Source organism: Streptomyces fragilis, from assembly GCF_003112515.1.
Lineage (GTDB): Bacteria > Actinomycetota > Actinomycetes > Streptomycetales > Streptomycetaceae > Streptomyces > Streptomyces fragilis.
Window position 1 is genome coordinate 19,837 of sequence record NZ_BEVZ01000004.1, and the last position, 15,407, is coordinate 35,243.

The 15,407-nt window shown below is 73.3% G+C and carries 11 protein-coding genes; 6 read left to right on the top strand and 5 right to left on the bottom strand.

Features of this window, described 5'->3' with window-relative positions; translation table 11 throughout:
• Positions 1-99: 99 nt before the first annotated feature.
• Both Sfr03f_RS30270 and Sfr03f_RS13335 read right to left on the bottom strand, forming a co-directional pair.
• On the bottom strand, positions 100-1,959 hold the full coding sequence (locus Sfr03f_RS30270) for a hypothetical protein (protein ID WP_159105641.1): 1,860 nt from the start codon (positions 1,957-1,959) through the stop codon (positions 100-102).
• Positions 1,959-2,381 (bottom strand): DUF2563 family protein, encoded by a 423-nt coding sequence (locus Sfr03f_RS13335; protein ID WP_245967551.1) that lies wholly within the window; start codon positions 2,379-2,381, stop codon positions 1,959-1,961. Before Sfr03f_RS13335 ends, Sfr03f_RS30270 begins: the two co-directional genes overlap by 1 nt.
• Before the next feature lie 444 nt (positions 2,382-2,825).
• On the opposite strand from Sfr03f_RS13335, the gene Sfr03f_RS13340 reads away from it, so the two are divergent.
• The 3 genes from Sfr03f_RS13340 to Sfr03f_RS13350 all read left to right on the top strand — a co-directional run bounded on the left by Sfr03f_RS13340 (position 2,826) and on the right by Sfr03f_RS13350 (position 5,840).
• Positions 2,826-3,203 carry a hypothetical protein gene (locus Sfr03f_RS13340; protein ID WP_245967552.1) on the top strand — a complete coding sequence of 126 codons (378 nt, stop codon included), beginning with the start codon at positions 2,826-2,828 and terminating at the stop codon, positions 3,201-3,203.
• A 43-nt stretch (positions 3,204-3,246) separates the two neighbouring features.
• Positions 3,247-5,298, top strand: coding sequence for a hypothetical protein (locus Sfr03f_RS13345; RefSeq protein WP_159105642.1), 2,052 nt, complete (start codon positions 3,247-3,249; stop codon positions 5,296-5,298).
• A gap of 167 nt (positions 5,299-5,465) precedes the next feature.
• The gene (locus Sfr03f_RS13350) at positions 5,466-5,840 is read left to right on the top strand and encodes a hypothetical protein (RefSeq protein ID WP_159105643.1); all 375 of its coding nucleotides are present in this window, start codon (positions 5,466-5,468) and stop codon (positions 5,838-5,840) included.
• On the opposite strand, the gene mycP is transcribed toward Sfr03f_RS13350, so the two are convergent.
• Together mycP and eccB are read right to left on the bottom strand one after the other, a co-directional pair.
• Positions 5,812-7,059, bottom strand: a complete 1,248-nt coding sequence (gene mycP, locus Sfr03f_RS13355) for a type VII secretion-associated serine protease mycosin (RefSeq protein ID WP_435841953.1) — start codon at positions 7,057-7,059, stop codon at positions 5,812-5,814. The genes Sfr03f_RS13350 and mycP overlap by 29 nt on opposite strands.
• A gap of 122 nt (positions 7,060-7,181) precedes the next feature.
• Complete coding sequence (eccB, locus tag Sfr03f_RS13360) at positions 7,182-8,723, bottom strand: type VII secretion protein EccB (RefSeq protein WP_108954124.1); 1,542 nt, start codon at positions 8,721-8,723, stop codon at positions 7,182-7,184.
• A 210-nt stretch (positions 8,724-8,933) separates the two neighbouring features.
• On the opposite strand from eccB, the gene eccE reads away from it, so the two are divergent.
• The 3 genes from eccE (at position 8,934) to Sfr03f_RS13375 (ending at position 14,262) form a co-directional block, all read left to right on the top strand.
• Entirely contained in the window at positions 8,934-10,280 is a 1,347-nt protein-coding gene (gene eccE, locus Sfr03f_RS13365; RefSeq protein ID WP_174721584.1) for a type VII secretion protein EccE, read from the top strand.
• Entirely contained in the window at positions 10,277-10,978 is a 702-nt protein-coding gene (locus Sfr03f_RS13370; RefSeq protein WP_108954126.1) for a hypothetical protein, read from the top strand. Before eccE ends, Sfr03f_RS13370 begins: the two co-directional genes overlap by 4 nt.
• 125 nt (positions 10,979-11,103) lie before the next feature.
• Positions 11,104-14,262, top strand: coding sequence for an SCO5717 family growth-regulating ATPase (locus tag Sfr03f_RS13375; protein WP_245967553.1), 3,159 nt, complete (start codon positions 11,104-11,106; stop codon positions 14,260-14,262).
• 57 nt (positions 14,263-14,319) lie between these two features.
• Here the strand turns inward: Sfr03f_RS13375 and Sfr03f_RS13380 are convergent, their stop codons facing one another.
• Positions 14,320-15,264, bottom strand: a complete 945-nt coding sequence (locus Sfr03f_RS13380) for a bifunctional riboflavin kinase/FAD synthetase (protein ID WP_108954127.1) — start codon at positions 15,262-15,264, stop codon at positions 14,320-14,322.
• Positions 15,265-15,407 lie beyond the last annotated feature (143 nt).

Below are 15,407 nucleotides of genomic sequence, written 5' to 3' on the forward strand. Positions count from 1 at the left end.
CGGACAGTCGCTTGTTCGTGCGACGACCGCTACGGACGACTGTTCTACCGGGTCTGCTGATGACTGACGCCATGTCCTTGCCTGTCCTCGCTCTGTTCGTCAGCCGTTGGTAGGCGGCGTATTGCGCCGGTCGGCATCGGTCGATCGCTTCTTGTCACGGTTCCGCCGGGAAACTGCCCCGCTCGGCGCGCCGACCACCCCGCCGGGCACGGTGGTGGGGCGCTGCACCGGCCTTGCCGCCCCGGCGGTCGGGGTGCCGGAGGCACCGACCACTCCTCGGCGCCCAGGCTGCTCGCCCGCTCCACGGGTGACACCGTCGGAACCGCCGATCACCGTGCCGCGCGGCACGCGGGTGCCGTTGGGACCGTTCGGCGTGGTCCCGGTGGGCCTTCCGCCCACCACCCCGCCGGTCGCCGCCGCACCGCTCTGCACCGGACGCCCGGAGCCTTGCCCCCCGATCGGTGCGTTAGCCCGCGGGACTCCGCCGGCTACACCGTGAGGGGCGGGCGTTGCACCGGTCACGCGGCCTGCACTGCGGCTGTTCGCCTGTCGACCGGTGACGGGTTGCGTTTGGCCCATCGGTCCCACAGATCCACGAGCACCGGCGCCACCCGCACGGCCCGCAGCCGCCTGCTGCCCCATCGACCCCACGGGCCCTCGAGCACCGCCTCCGCCTGCCCGCCCCGTGGCGGCCTGCTGACCCACAGGACCCACCGGGCCTCGAGCACCCCCCGCACGCCCTGTGGCCTGCTGACCCGCCGGGCCCACAGGGCCACGAGCACCCCCGCCACCCGCACGCCCTGTGGCCTGCTGACCTGTCGGGCCCACGGGCTGCATGGGGCTGCGGCCGACCGCTGGTCCGGTGCCCTTGCCCCCGGCACCGGTCACGCTGCGGGAAGCCTGCCCTTGGGCGGAGATCGGCATCTGACGTGCGTTCGGACCGCCGCCGCGACCAACGGCAGTGATGGGACCCACATTTCCGGTAGTCGGCGGTACAGGGATGGTGGTAGCAGCTGGGCCAGTCGCGGGGGAAGGACTGCTTGGCCTGGTTGTCTCTTGGGGAGGTGTCGCCGTGGCGACACTGTCGATCTGCATGGATCCGCTGCCGACGGGCTGCACCTGAGGCACGTCCCCTGCGGCAGAGCCGTCGATGCGTGCGGTCACGGGCGCGACATCGGCAGCAGAGCCCCGGCCGCCGGCAACGGTCGGGTCACCGGCATAGCCGACTCGACCTGACTGACCGCGTTGCTCCCCGCCTTGCCACTCAGCTGGCTGGGGTGCAGGCACTGCAACATGCGGCATCGGGTCGAAGGTGGGCGGCTCCTGCCCCGCCAGCGCCTCCTCCGAGACCGCATAGAAAGACGACAGGCGGATCATCTGGTTGATCGCCTCCTGCCGGTGCTGCTCCGCCTTGACCGCGGCGACGTACTCCTCGTTGGTCTCCACGCGCTTGGCCGCGGGGATCTCGGAGACCGATTTCGGATCCTCCCGGGCGTCACGCGGCGGCATGGACTTGCGGACCGAGGCGAGGCCGGAGCCGGCCAGGGTGATCTGCTGACCCACGTTCTCCGAGTAGGTCGCCAGCGACTTGGCCTTGGTGACGAGGTTGCTGCTCCAGGTCTCGAACGCCTCGGCGGATTCGCCCTCCCAGTCGACCTTGGCGATGTCGACGCGAAGCTGTTCAGCCGCCTCGTCGATGGCCTTGCTCGCCTTGAGCAGAGAGGTGCCGACCTCCTCGACCTGTTCGGGGTTGGCTGGCTCGACCATGTCGATCATGTCGTTGAGGCGGTGGCCCTCGAAGTTCGTGCGCCCGAAGAAGCGGCCGCCGGCGCCGGGGAGGATGCCCCCGAGCACCTGCTCCAGCTTGTTGACGACGTCGATGACCTGGGCGCTCTCCTTGACCTCCTGGATGTCGCCCTTGATCTGCTCGTCGTAGTACTTGTCGTCGTGGCCGCCCATCAGAATCCCGCCTCCGCACGACGCTGGGTGTTCTTGTCGTGAGTCTTCTCGTTCTCCTGCTCACGCGCGAGATCGATCTGGATCTCGTGGAACCGGCGCCGGGCCTCTTCCTCGAGGTTGTCGAAGCCGATGTCCGCGCCGTGCACGGCGATCTGGAGGGCCTCGATCTGCAGACCAAGAGTCTTGGACAGGGACGAGATGCGCTCGTGCGCCCGGGTGTACTGGCTGTAGAGGCCGACGGCCTCACCGAACGCGGGACCACCGGCGAGCGATTCGCGGGTCAGCGTCAGACTTTCCACCTGGGCGGCGTTGGCGGGCGACTCGTTCAGAGTGTCGAGCACCGCGTCGACCTTCTTCTTGAACGAGCTGAGCGCTTCGACTCCCCGCCTGAGGTAAGCGCCACCCGCGCCATCATCCAGCACGATCGTGTCATCTCCCCGTTGTTGTCGCCCGCTTCAGGGGCCTCCGCTGCCGACCCGTGATGCGTTCATGTCGCAACAAGACCACTGTAGTCACTTCGCGTGACTCTCCCAACTGCCTTCTGCAACGGCCTTGATACAGCTTGCGATCATGAACGACGAGCCGAGGCCCCGTGCGGCAGCGGGCTTATACGTCTACACCACGAGGCTCAAGTCCGCACAGCGGCCCCGACGTTCCGGCATACCCGGTCATCGCGATGTGCAACACCTGAGAGTGAAGATGCAGTTCAGCACGTTGATCACCAAGCGGCCCGATATGCGGGTGCGGGACCCCCGGGGCACACGGACCCTCCGTCACGCTGCGGTCATCCCGACCCCCCCGCACTGCTACCTTCCGTCACGAAGTCATCACGCAAAACGCACAGAAGTTGACGAAGGGGCACACGGGTGACGGCGGAGGAGTCGATGGAGGTCGGAGCCGTGCCGGGAGGGCAGCCGGACCTGGTGGCGTCCCCGGTCAGGAAGAAGGCGGCGGCTCACGCGCTGGAGGTGCGCCTGGAGCCGGGGACCCGCGCGGCCGGCCGTGCGGCGGAGTCCGGCACCGAGCGGGCGGTGAAGGCGCTGGCCGCCGCCGACGGGGACGGTTGGGCCAGCGGCAAGGCGCTGCGCGACGCGCACAGGACCTGGACCGAGCAGGTGACGAAGCTGATGAACCGCCTCGGCGCGGAGAAGACCGCGCTGCGCGGCACGGCGCGCCTGTACACCGGCACGGATCGTGCGGTCGGGAACGGGCTGCGCCTGGTCTCGCCGCTCGACTCCTTCTAGCTCCTGGGGAGGACGGCTCACGGTGCCGACGTACCACGAGATCATGACGACCGAGCTCCTCGCCCTGATGACCGCCGCCGAGCAGTGGGAGGAGATGGCCGGGGAGTTCGTCGCGCAGGAGGAGGACTACCTGCGCGAGGTGCACGCCGTCGCTGCGGGCTCCGGACAGCTCGGGGAGTGGACGGGGGTCGCGGCGGGAGCCGCCAGGTCCGGCTTCGACCTCACACTGGCCGAGTTCCGGGCGGCCCGCAAGGAAGCCCTGGCGGTGGCGTCGCTGCTCCAGGACGCGTACGCCCAGTTCGCGACCCTCCACAAGCGGCTGGAGGCGGTCCGCAAGGAGGCGGAGGCAGCGGGGCTGCGGGTCTCCGGGCGGGGCGTCGTGACGGTGGACGAGAAGACCGCCGAGCCACCGGAGCCCGGTGAGACGTGCGGGTCGGTCGACGGCTGGCAGCAGCGGATCGACAACGCCGTCCGGGCGGTCGACGACGCCGACCGTGGCGTCGCGATCGCCCTCCGCGCGGTGACGGGCGACGGACGGCTGGGCGACGGCACGGCGGGCGGCTTCAACGCGCAGGCGGTGCACGACGTCGAGGTGTACGAGGCCCGCGCCGGCAGCGAGCTGGCGCGGCGCATGGCAGGGGGCGAGCAGCTGAGCCCGGCGGAGACCGACGAACTGCGGCGGCTGTTCCGCGACAACCAGAACGACCCCGCCTTCGGCCGGGCCTTCCTCGGCGGGCTGGGGGCGGAGGGAATGCTCGCCGTCGCCAGTCAGGCCAACGGCATGGCCCACGCGCCGGGCGGCGGCGACCAGGCACGCGGGATGGCGGAGATCGTCTCCGGCCTCTCACGGACACTCGCGACCGCGACCCGCGACACGGACTCGCCCTGGTACGAGCAGTGGCGGTCCGACATGCAGGTGGCCGGTCTCGAGCAGCACGGCTCGCGGTTCGCGGCGGAGCGCCTTGCCGAGGAGCGCGGCTACCAGTCGCTGGTCAGCCTGATGCGGCAGGGCGGGGACTTCGGGTCCCAGTACCTCGCCGACCTCGGCGACGACCTGATCGCGGCGGAGCGGAAGACGGACGACCTGTGGCACATCAAGGGTCCGATCACCGGGAAGGACGGCTGGTTCGCCAACGACCCGCTGGACGGCGTGCTCGGGCTGATGAGCCGGGACCCGGAGGGAGCGGCCGAGTACCTGCGGGACGAGGACCGGATGAAGTACCTGACCGCCGACCGGAACTGGCACACCCTGGCCCTCGAGTCCCCGGGCGCGCCGCGCCTGGAGCACGACGCGGACACCCTCGACGCGGACGCCCACGCGGGCTTCGCCGCGGCGCTGGAGGCGGCGGCCACCGGGGTCTCGTCCGCGTCGCCCGGGGCGGGCTTCGTGGAGCACACGGCGGCGAACGAGGAGGTGTTCCAGCGGTCGGTGCGGCACCTGGCCGGCATGGAGGACCGGTTCCCGGAGCCGCTGCGCGAGGCGATGGGGCGGATCATGGCCAACCACGGGGCGACGGTGCACCAGGTGGCGTCCGGGTTCGACGTCGACGGGTCCCCGGTCTCCCAGTCGGACCTGTTCGAGGTCGCGAAGCAGGTGTCCAGGGACCCGCAGGGCTACGCGGCGCTCAACGTGGGGCTGCACACCCCGATGGTGGAGGGCATCCACCGGCCGGACCAGACGTACCCGAAGGATTCGCTGATCCAGGCGGCTCGGACGGTCGGATTCATGGAGGAGGTCCGTGCGCAGGCCGTCCAGCTGGAGTCGAAACCGCCGGAGCCGCCGGGGTGGGCGGCCGTCGCCAATGGCGTGGCCGCGCACATCCCCGTGGTCGGTACCGAGGTGCAGGCCGGCGTGGACGTGGTGACCGGCAGTTGGCTGGAGGGCGAGCAGACGCGCTTCGAGCAGGGGCTGCGTGACGACCGCGAACTCGACTTCGTGGCACGGGGGGCGCAGCTACGCGCTCTCACCGAAGCCTGGTGGCAGGTGCACGGAGCGGCGGAAGGGGACCCGCCTCGGGAGTTGAAGAGCCAGGTCTACAGCACCGCGGGCGAGGGCAGGGATTACGCCCGCGGCATCACGGGAGCCCCGCGCTGATCATGAGCACCCGATGGATGGTTTCCAGCTGCGCCGCGGCGATCGCGCTGTGCCTCGCTGCCTGCGGCGCATCGGACGAAGTCCAGGTCCCGCGATCACTGTGCGGTACCCCGATCAGCGGAGAACTCGCCGGCCCTCTGTTCGGCAGCGGGCACTCAGTGCGTGAGGTGACCGGCCCAGGCTTCCGCGAACCGGGCTCGGACGCATGGTGCGCGGTCTACGTCGACCGGAGGAAGGTCGCGCAACTGTGGTTCTCCTCCGGCGGCGGGAGTCCCGACCTCATGGCCCTCGCCCGCAGCGGCCCCACCTTCGGTCTCTTCGACCCCCGTCCCGTCCACGGCATCGGCGAGCGCGCCGTGCTCGCGAACGACGGGGCCATCGCCGTGGCGCCCTGCCGGGACTCCGGGGGTGCCGACAATTTCCTGCTGGCCCTCAAGATGACCGACAGTCCCGTCACCCCCCGCAGGGAACATCACGTCGAGCGGTTCATGCGGGCCTACATGCCGGCCACCGTCAAGTCGCTGCACTGCCTGGAGGAGTGACTCCCCCGCGGCGGCGCCGGGCGTCGCGGAGGGCGACGGCGGTGCCGGTGAGGGCGGCCACCACGGCGGCGGCGGCGAGGGCGACGTACGTGCCGAGGCGGGCGTCGCGGTCCTCGGGGGACTCGCCGAGGGTGACGGGCGCGGGCCGCGGAGGCTCGGCACCCGCGACGCCCTCGTCGGCGACCGGCGCGCCGCTGGGCCGTTCCTCGTCGTCCGTGAGCGCCCGCACCGGGTCGACCACACCCCAGCCGACCCGACGGTCGCGTCCGGCGACCGTCCGCTCCGCGGTCGCCTCGATCTGCGCGACGATCTCCGACTGGTCCCAGTCGGGGTGCTTGGCCCGCAGCAGGGCCGCGACACCCGCCACGTACGGGGCGGAGAAGCTGGTGCCGTTGTCGGCGCAGTGGCCCCCGCCGGGCATGGTGGAGACCATGTCCACGCCCGGTGCGGCGACGTCCACGAAGTCGCCGGACTGCGAGAAGGGGGCGCGTTCGCCGTTGCGGTCGGAGGCGGCCACCGCGAGCACGCCCTCGTAGGCGGCGGGGTAGGAGTTCTTGCTTCCGCCGCCCAGGCCCTCGTTGCCGGCCGAGGCGACGACGACGATGTCCGCGGCCAGGGCGCGGTCGACGGCCTGCTTCAGCTGCGGGGTGGAGTCGACGGGCGAGCCGGTGTCCTGGGAGATGTTGATGACCTTGGCGCCGGCCTCGCGGGCGTGGTCGATGGCCTTCACCATCTCGTCGACCTTGCCGTGGCCCTCGGCGTCGTTGTGCTTGATCGGGATGATCGTCGCTCCGGGGGCGAGGCCGACGAAGCCGGTCTTGTCGGAGCGCCGGGCCGCGATGATGCCGGCCACCTTGGTGCCGTGGCCGACCTGGTCGTCGGTGCCCTTGAGGCTGCCGCGTTCGAGGGGCTCGCCGTCCGCCTCCTTGGGGAGGAAGTTCGCGCCCCGGCTCGCGTCGACCGCGTCGCGCAGCTGGGGGTGCTTGATGTCGACCCCGGTGTCTATCACCGCGACCCGGACGCCCTTGCCGGTGGACTGCTCCCACAGCTCGTCCAGGAGCACCCGCTGCAACGCCCAGGGGCGGCCGGGGTAGTTCTCGGCCGGGATCGTGCACTGGCCGGAGGAGTCCTCCGCGGCGGCGGGGGCCGCGCCGGTCAGGCAGACCGGGAGCGTGAGCGCCGCCGCGACGAGCAGGGTCGCCGGCCTGCGCAGGGTCACCGGCCCGCGCACGGTCGCCCTCGCGCGCGCCGCGGCCGGCCTGCGCCTGGGGGTCACTGGATTGCCTCTCTCACGTTCGTCCCTCACGTCCGCACCTCGCCTCCGGGCCTCGCGTCCGTCCGTCACGAGCCCTGCGGCTGGCGCGCGTCGGCGGTGGACAGGCGGGGTCCGGTGGGCAGGTAGGCGGACCACGGCGCCGGTACCGGCGTCGGCTTGACGTCGGCGTAGCCGAGGAGCTTCTGCGCCTGCAGCTCGGTCTGCTGCTGCGCCTGGCGGTCCTCGTCGGAGCGGCCGATGCGGGTGTCCTCGCCGGTGCTGTCCCCGTTGGACTGCAGGACGTACCGCAGGCCGGTGTCGGTGACCAGGAAGACCGGGCCGACGTCCGTGGCGCTGCCCTTGTACTGCTGGTACACCTGCCCGGAGCCGGGGGTCACGTAGGCACTGGTGGACCCGGTGGCCAGCGGGGCGGGGAAGGCGGCGCCGGCCCAGGTCCGCAGCTCGGTCCGGCCGGAGCGGCGGTCGACGCCGGTCAGCACGTTGCAGACGGTGTCGCGTGCCTTGCCGACGCCGGACGGGTCGTTCACGGCGGACGGCGTGGCGTCGGGCCAGCTGCGGTCGTCGCCGAAGGTGCCGCTGGGCTGCAGCGCGCCGGGGCTGACCTCGAGGGCGTTGCCGGCCTGGCCGACCGGTACCAGCTGGCTGCTGGCGAGCAGCAGGGTGGCGACGAAGTCGGAGACGGGCGAGACGCGTCCCGGCAGGACGACGTAGTGCCGGTCGCGGTCGCCGTCGCGCGCCTTGAGGACCATGCCGACCCGGTCGGCCTTCTGGTTCAGCTGACCGGGCGCGTTCGCGGGCTCGCCCGGCGTTCCCTCGATCTTCGGGAAGGCGAGCGGGTCGCCGTGGTGCAGCGTCTCCAGCCAGTCGCGGGTCACCGTCTGCGGGCGGCGGTCCGATCCGACCACGGCGCGCAGGAGGTTGGAGAGCTCGGTCTCCTCCTTCTCCAGCTCGTCGATCCGGTACGCGGTGCCGGTGGCGTCGACCACGTAACGGGCCTCGTCCGGCCCCTGCTCCTGCACGTAGAGGAGCTGGCCGCCGCCGAGCTTCTGCGGGCCCTCGATCTTTCCCCAGTCCCGCTCGGCGAGGACGAACGCGGCCTTCTGCACCGAACCGCCCTGCCCCGCGCGTTCGCAGACCGCCCAGCGCTTCTCGGCCGCCGCCTCGGCGGCGTCGGGGAGCCGGTCGGGGGCGTAGGGGATGCCGACGGTGACGCCGTGCTGGATCCGGGTGTCGAGGATCTTCTCGTCGACCGTGATCACCGCGCCCTTGCCGTCCTTGAGCAGCAGCTTGGCGGAGGCCATGTTGAGCACCGGGTGCAGGTGCTTCTTGCCGTCCGTCTCGAGCACGACGTAGCGGGTGGTCGACTTGTCGGCGACGATCACCTTCTCGTAGGCCGTGTCCCATCCCTTGGGCGCGGTGGGCTTGAACATGCCCCAGGCGCCGAACACGGCCATCACGACGACGCCGGTGATGATGCCGGGCAGGATGCCGCGCAGCGGCCGCGGGGCGCTCTCCTCCGAGCCGCCTCCGGCGGAGTGGGTGAAGGACGCGAGCATGCGGCGCTTCGCGAACGTGTAGGCGTTGAGCTGGTCTCTCCGGGATGCCATCGGTGCCCTGCTTCTCCCCGTGTTCCGCCGCGTTGTCGGACGGCCCCCTACTATGCCTGGTACGCGAGAGGCCTGGTACCTGAGGGGCCTGGTGGAGCGGGTAGGGTACCGAAGCCTTCAAGGTACCTATGCGGCAACGGATTTGCGGAACCGGCCGGTCGAATCGGTTCGGCCGGGCGCACGACGGCGAGCACGGCGGGGGTGTGGGTGATGGCTTCCGGGACGCGAACGCGGTCCCGTGACCGTTCACGGACGGCGCGGGGCTCGTCGGCGACTGCGCCCCCGGCGGCAGCGGCCGGTACGACGGCAGCGGCCCGTCCCGCGGCCGCGGCGGGCGCCGTGCAGCTCAGGTCACGTGCCGGGCGCGGCAGTGCGCAGGGTCTGCGCCGTGCGGTGCTGGTCGAACTGGCCGCGGCGGCGCTGGTGGTCGGCTGGGTGATCGGGACGGTGGCCCTGCTGGTCGCCGGGGTGGTCGCGGTCCTGCTGCTGGTGCTCGCGGTGGTCCGCCGGCGTGGCCGCTCGCTGCCCGAATGGCTCGCCACGGCGCGGGCGTTGCGCGCCCGGCAGAAGCGTGCGGCGGCCACGGAGGTGCCGCCGGGCACCGAGCCGGGTCTGGCCCCGGCGGTGGAGTGCGAGCCGGCGCTGCGCACCTACGTGCACGGCGGGCGGGACCGCCGGCCGGTGGGCCTGGTCGGCGACGGCACCTTCCTGACCGCGGTGCTGCAGGTGGAGGCGGACGCGACCGCCCTGCGCGCCGAGCGCAGCCGCCGGCCCCTGCCGCTGGCGCTGGTCGGGGACGCACTGGAGGTCGACGACATCCGGCTGGAGTCCGCGCAGGTCGTGCTGCACACCCAGCCCGCCCCCGCGCTGCATCTGCCGCAGCAGTCCGTGGCGGTGACCAACTACGCGCCGCTGCAGGCCAGTACGGGCGCACCTGCGGTACGGATCACCTGGATCGCGCTGAAGCTGGACCCGGAGCTGTGTCCGGAGGCGGTGGCCGCGCGGGGCGGCGGCGCCACCGGCGCGCAGAAGTGCGTGGTGCGGGCCGCCGATCATCTGGCCAGCCGGCTGACCGGCGCGGGATTCCGGGTGAACATCCTGGACGAGGAGGAGCTGGTCGCGGCGATAGCGACCTCGGCGTGCGCCAATCCGCTGGTGACCGCGGAGGCGGGCCGCACCGAGGCGCGGGAGCGCCGTACCGAGGAGTCGACGCGCAACTGGCGTTGCGACAACCGCCGTCACACCGCGTACTGGGTGCGCCGCTGGCCCTCGCTGGGCGGCCGCGGCACCACCCTCCCGCAGCTGCTGGCCCAGCTCACCGCGGTCCCCGCGCTGGCCACCACGTTCAGCCTGACCCTGGCCCGCCCCGACGGTCACGGGCAGGCGGTGGCCCTGACCGGCCACCTGCGGGTGACCGGGCGCAGCGCCGACGAACTCACCGCGGCGCGACGGGCGTTGCAGGACTCAGCGCGGCGCAACGGCGTGGGACTGGCCCGGCTCGACCGGGAGCAGTTGCCCGGCGTGCTCGCCACTCTTCCCCTGGGAGGCGCCCGATGATGACGCGCGGTACGGGCCTGCTGGGCCCCCGGCACGGCCGGCACAGCGTGCCCCTGGAGCAGCTGGAGACGCTGACCCTGCCGATCGGCGACGACGGCGTGGTGATCGGCGTGGACGCCGAGGGCCAGCCCGCCGTGCTCGGTCTCAACCGGCCCACGCCGTACGACATCGTGCTGATCGGCAGCCTGTGGACGGCCCAGGTGCTGGCGCTGCGGGCCGCCGCGACGGGTGCGCGGGTGGCCGTGGAGACCGGTCGTCCGCAGGCCTGGATGCAGATGGTGCACGCCATGGGCGGCGGGCAGAACGGCCTGTCGGTCTACGACGTGGGCCGGGTGCCTCCGCAGGGCGCCTCGGCCGGCAACCCGGTGCTGGTGGTGCGGGACTGCGGCATGCGGCCGCCGCGCGGACGGGTGGTGGCGGGTCCGTGGCAGGCCGTCCTCACGCTGCTGCCGTACCTGTCGCCGGTCGCGCCCCGGCTGATGCGGCAGGCGCGCCTGGTCGGCGTGCAGCGGCTCTCGCCGGACGAAGCGGCGGAAACGGGGCGGGCGTTGGCGCTTCCGCGTGGTGACGTGGATTCGCTGCCGACGCTGGCCGACGGTGTCACCCTGTGGTGTGCGGACCGGGACCGCCAGTACGTGATGACGCAACCCACGGACGCCGAGGTCGGGTTGCTGGGTACTCCCCGGCGCATGGACTGACGCCGCCCGGGCCGACGCCGCGCGCCTGCCCGCACCTTCCCGCTTTCCACCGGTCGACGGGCCTGCCGCTCCGGTGACCGGCGTGATTAGGGTGGGATCCTGCGTTCGACCAACCAGGAGGAATTGTGAACAGCGATCGGGACGGTATCCACGGGGGTTGGACCACACCGGGCGATGACCAGTCCGACGCGGAGTCCGCCGTCGAGACGACGGGCGAGTTCACCATCGACTACGACACGCCTGCCTGGTACCGGGAGAACGCGGGTCAGGCGGCCGACTCCGGTCCCGCCACGGGGAGTTCGCCGGACGAGGACGCTTCGGAGGGCGCCGGCCTGCCGTTCGGCGGCGGGAACGTCGAGAGCGGCGCGACCATGCGGATCTCCGCGTCAGCGCTGCGGCAGGAGATCGCGGAGCGGGCCGCGGCGGCCGTCCAGGCCGTGTCCGGTGACGGGACGGGGACCGGGGCCGGGACAGGAGCCGGGACAGGGGCCGTGTCCGGCGACGGGACGGGGATCGGGGCCGGCAGCGGAACGGAGACCGGGACTGTGTCCGGCGTCGGGACGGGGGCCGGCGTCGGAACCGAAGCCGGCAGCGAGGCGTGGGCGGGGGCCGCCGCAGAGGGCGAGACGTCGGGAGCGGGTTCCGGGTCGGCCGCGCATGGTGCGGCCGAGGGGGCTGCGGCTGCCGGCGACGGGGCGTTCGCCGTGGGCGGGCAGGACCGGGCCGGTGCCGGAGGGCTTGCCGGCGCCGCTGCGGGTGACCCGGCCGGCACCACCCCGGGCACCGGTTCCGGGGAAGCCGCCGGTCAGGGGGCCGCGGTGGCTCCGGAGGCCGCGCGTGCCGACACCGACCTGGTCGGAGCCGCGGACCTGATGTCGGCCGAGTCGCAGGCCACGGCCGCGCCCGGCCACTTCGGCACCCCGGTGGAGACGCCGGCCGTCGAGGGCGCGGGCGAGGACACGGCCACCGGTCCGTCCGGCGAGGCCGGAGCCGAAGCGGCGGCGGCAGAGGCCGGCGACGCCGAGGCGGAGCCCGCCGGGACGGCGCGGGAGACCGCGCCGGAGGCGGCGCCGACCGCCGGGCCGCAGGGTGCCACTGGTCCCGCACGGACGACAGAGGGTGACGGGGGCGACGTCGTCGCGGCCGTGCCCGGGCAGCCGCACGTACCCCAGGGATGGGCCCCGCAGGTCCCCTCGCCGGAAGTCCCGCCCCAGCAGCCTCAGCAGCAGCCGCAGCAGTCGGGCGGGCTCCCGCCGTTGCCGCCGCAGTACCAGCCCGCCGCGCCGCAGGCCGCCGGCCAGTGGCCCGTGCAGCCGCCGCAGGCACCGGTCCAGCCGCCCGCCCCGCCCCAGGCGCCGTTCCAGCCGCAGGCCCCGCAGGCGCCCGCGCCCTGGGGCGGGCAACCGCAGGGGGCACCGGCGCCGCAGGCGGCCCAGCAGCCGCAGGTTCCGCCGCAGCCGGTTCCGGGAGTGCCTGGTGCTCCGGGGGCGCCTGGGGTTCCGGGTGCTCCGGGCGTGCCTCCGCAGGCCCAGCCTCCGGCCGAGGCGCAGCCCGGGCTGGGGTACGGGTTCCCCCTCCCCCAGCAGCAGCCCGGCCAGCAGCAGCCGCAGGGGTACGGCTTCCCGCAGCAGCCCCCGGTCCAGCAGCCGGCGCAGCAGCCGGTCCAGCCGCCGCAGGGTTACGGCGTGCCCGCCTCACCGCCCGCGCCGCAGCCCCAGCCGCAGGCACAGGGGTACGGCTTCCCGCAGCCCCCGGCGCAGCAGCCGCACGCCCCGCAGCAGTCGCAGGCGCAGCCCCAGCAGCACGCGCAGCAACCGCAGCACTCCCAGCAGCCGGGTGTCCCGCAGCCTCCGGCCGGCCCCGACTCGTCTGCCGTACAGACCGGTTACGGGTTCCCGCAGGAGAGCCCGGCGCAGCCGCCCGCTCCGCCGGTCGACCCGCGCACCCCCGCCGCGGCCTGGCCGCAGCCGGTGCAGCACGACCAGCGCCAGCCGGTGAACCCCGGTGCCGCGCCGCTGGGTTACCAGGCCGCGGTGGAGCTGTCGTCCGACCGGCTGCTCAACAACAAGCGGCAGCGGGCGAAGAGCACCCGTCCGGCGGCCGCCGGCTCGCGTTTCCGCATCGGCGGCAAGAAGGAGGAGGCCGAGCGGCAGCGCAAGCTGCAGCTGATCCGCACGCCGGTGCTCTCCTGCTACCGGATCGCGGTGATCAGCCTCAAGGGCGGCGTCGGCAAGACGACCACGACCACGGCGCTGGGCGCCACGCTGGCCACCGAGCGGCAGGACAAGATCCTCGCGATCGACGCCAACCCGGACGCCGGAACCCTCGGACGCCGGGTCCGGCGGGAGACCGGGGCGACCATCCGCGACCTGGTGCAGGCGATCCCGTACCTCAACTCCTACATGGACATCCGCCGGTTCACCTCGCAGGCGCCCTCCGGTCTGGAGATCATCGCCAACGACGTGGACCCCGCGGTCTCCACGACCTTCAACGACGAGGACTACCGGCGGGCCATCGACGTCCTGGGCCGTCAGTACCCGATCATCCTCACCGACTCCGGCACGGGGCTGCTGTACAGCGCCATGCGGGGCGTCCTGGACCTGGCCGACCAGCTGATCATCATCTCCACGCCGTCGGTGGACGGTGCGAGCAGTGCCAGCACCACGCTGGACTGGCTCTCCGCGCACGGATACGCCGAGCTGGTGCAGCGCTCGCTGACGGTGATCTCGGGGGTCCGGGAGACCGGAAAGATGATCAAGGTGGAGGACATCGTCAGCCACTTCGAGACCCGGTGCCGGGCGGTCGTCGTGGTGCCGTTCGACGAGCACCTGGCGGCGGGCGCGGAGGTCGACCTCGACATGATGCGGCCGAAGGTGCGGGAGGCGTACTTCAACCTGGCGGCGCTGGTGGCCGAGGACTTCGTGCGGCACCAGCAGGCGCAGGGGCTGTGGACGTCGGACGGGAACCCGCCGCCGGTGGCCGCGCCGCCGATGCCCGGGCAGTACGGGTATCCGGCCGCGCCGGGCGCCGAGGGCTACGGCCAGGTTCCGCCGCAGCAGCAGCCGCCGCAGCCCGGACCGTACGGCCAGGTTCCGCCGCAGCAGCAGCCGCCGCAGCCGGGACCGTACGGCCAGGTTCCGCCGCAGCAGGCACCGCAGCAGCCGGGGCAGTACGGGCAGGTCCCGCCGCCTCAGCCGCCGCAGCAGCAGCCGCCGCAGCCGCAGCCGCCCCAGGGCCACCCGGGGTACCCGCAGCAGCCGCCGGGGCCGCCGCCCGCGCAGTAGTGAGGGTCCCGCGCAGGCCCGGTGTCCGCGGTGGTGCGGGCACCGGCGCCCCGCGGGTCAGGCCTGGGCGATGAGGTCGCGGCAGCGCTGGACGTCGCGGGACATGGCGTCCAGCAGGTCGTCGAGGGTGGCGAACCTGGCCTGCCCGCGGACGAAGGCGAGGAAGTCGACGGACGCGTCGAGGTCGTACAGGTCGAGCCCCACGCGGTCGATCGCGTAGGCCTCGACCGTGCGCTCGGTGCCGTCGAACTGGGGGTTGGTGCCGACGGAGATCGCGGCCGGCATCGACTCCCCCGCCACGTTCAGCCAGCCGGCGTACACCCCGTCGGCCGGGATCGCGCTGAACGGCAGGGTGTCGATGTTCGCCGTGGGGAAGCCCATCTCGCGGCCGCGCTGAGCGCCGCGGACCACGACCCCCTCGACGCGGTGCGGGCGGCCCAGGATCTCCCGGGCGCCCTCCACGTCACCGGTGGCGACCAGGCGGCGGGTGAGGGTCGAGGAGAACGGCTCGCCGCCGCCCGCCTCGCCCCTGACCTGCAGGTCGATCACGTCGACCTCGAAGTCGTAGGTCCGCCCCTGGTCGGCCAGGAAGGCCACGTCGCCCGCGGCGCGGTGCCCGAAGCGGAAGTTGGGTCCCTCGACGACGGCGCGCGCGTGCAGCTTGTCGACCAGGACCTTCACCACGAACTCGGCGGGCGAGAGCTTGGAGAACTCCTCGGTGAACGGCAGCACCAGCACCGCGTCCACCCCGAGCTCGGCCGCCAGCTCGGCGCGCCGCGCGTGCGGGGCGAGCAGCGGCGGGTGGCTGCCGGGGCGGACCACCTCGCTGGGGTGCGGGTCGAAGGTGACGAGCACGGAGGGGACGCCGAGGGCCCGCGCGCGCTCCACGGTGTGCCGGATGATCAGCTGATGCCCGCGGTGCACCCCGTCGTAGGAGCCGATGGTGACGACGCTGCGCCCCCAGTCCTGGGGGATGTCCTCCAAGCCACGCCAGCGCTGCACTGTGACCGCTCCTCGTCGAACCCGTGTCCGTGTGTGCCTGTGATGCGACTCCAAGAGTGCCATGCCGTGGTCGGCGCACCGGCATCGGCATGGGTGATCGCCACCGTCAGGTGATCTTGGCCCGCACCCACGGCGCCCCGCTC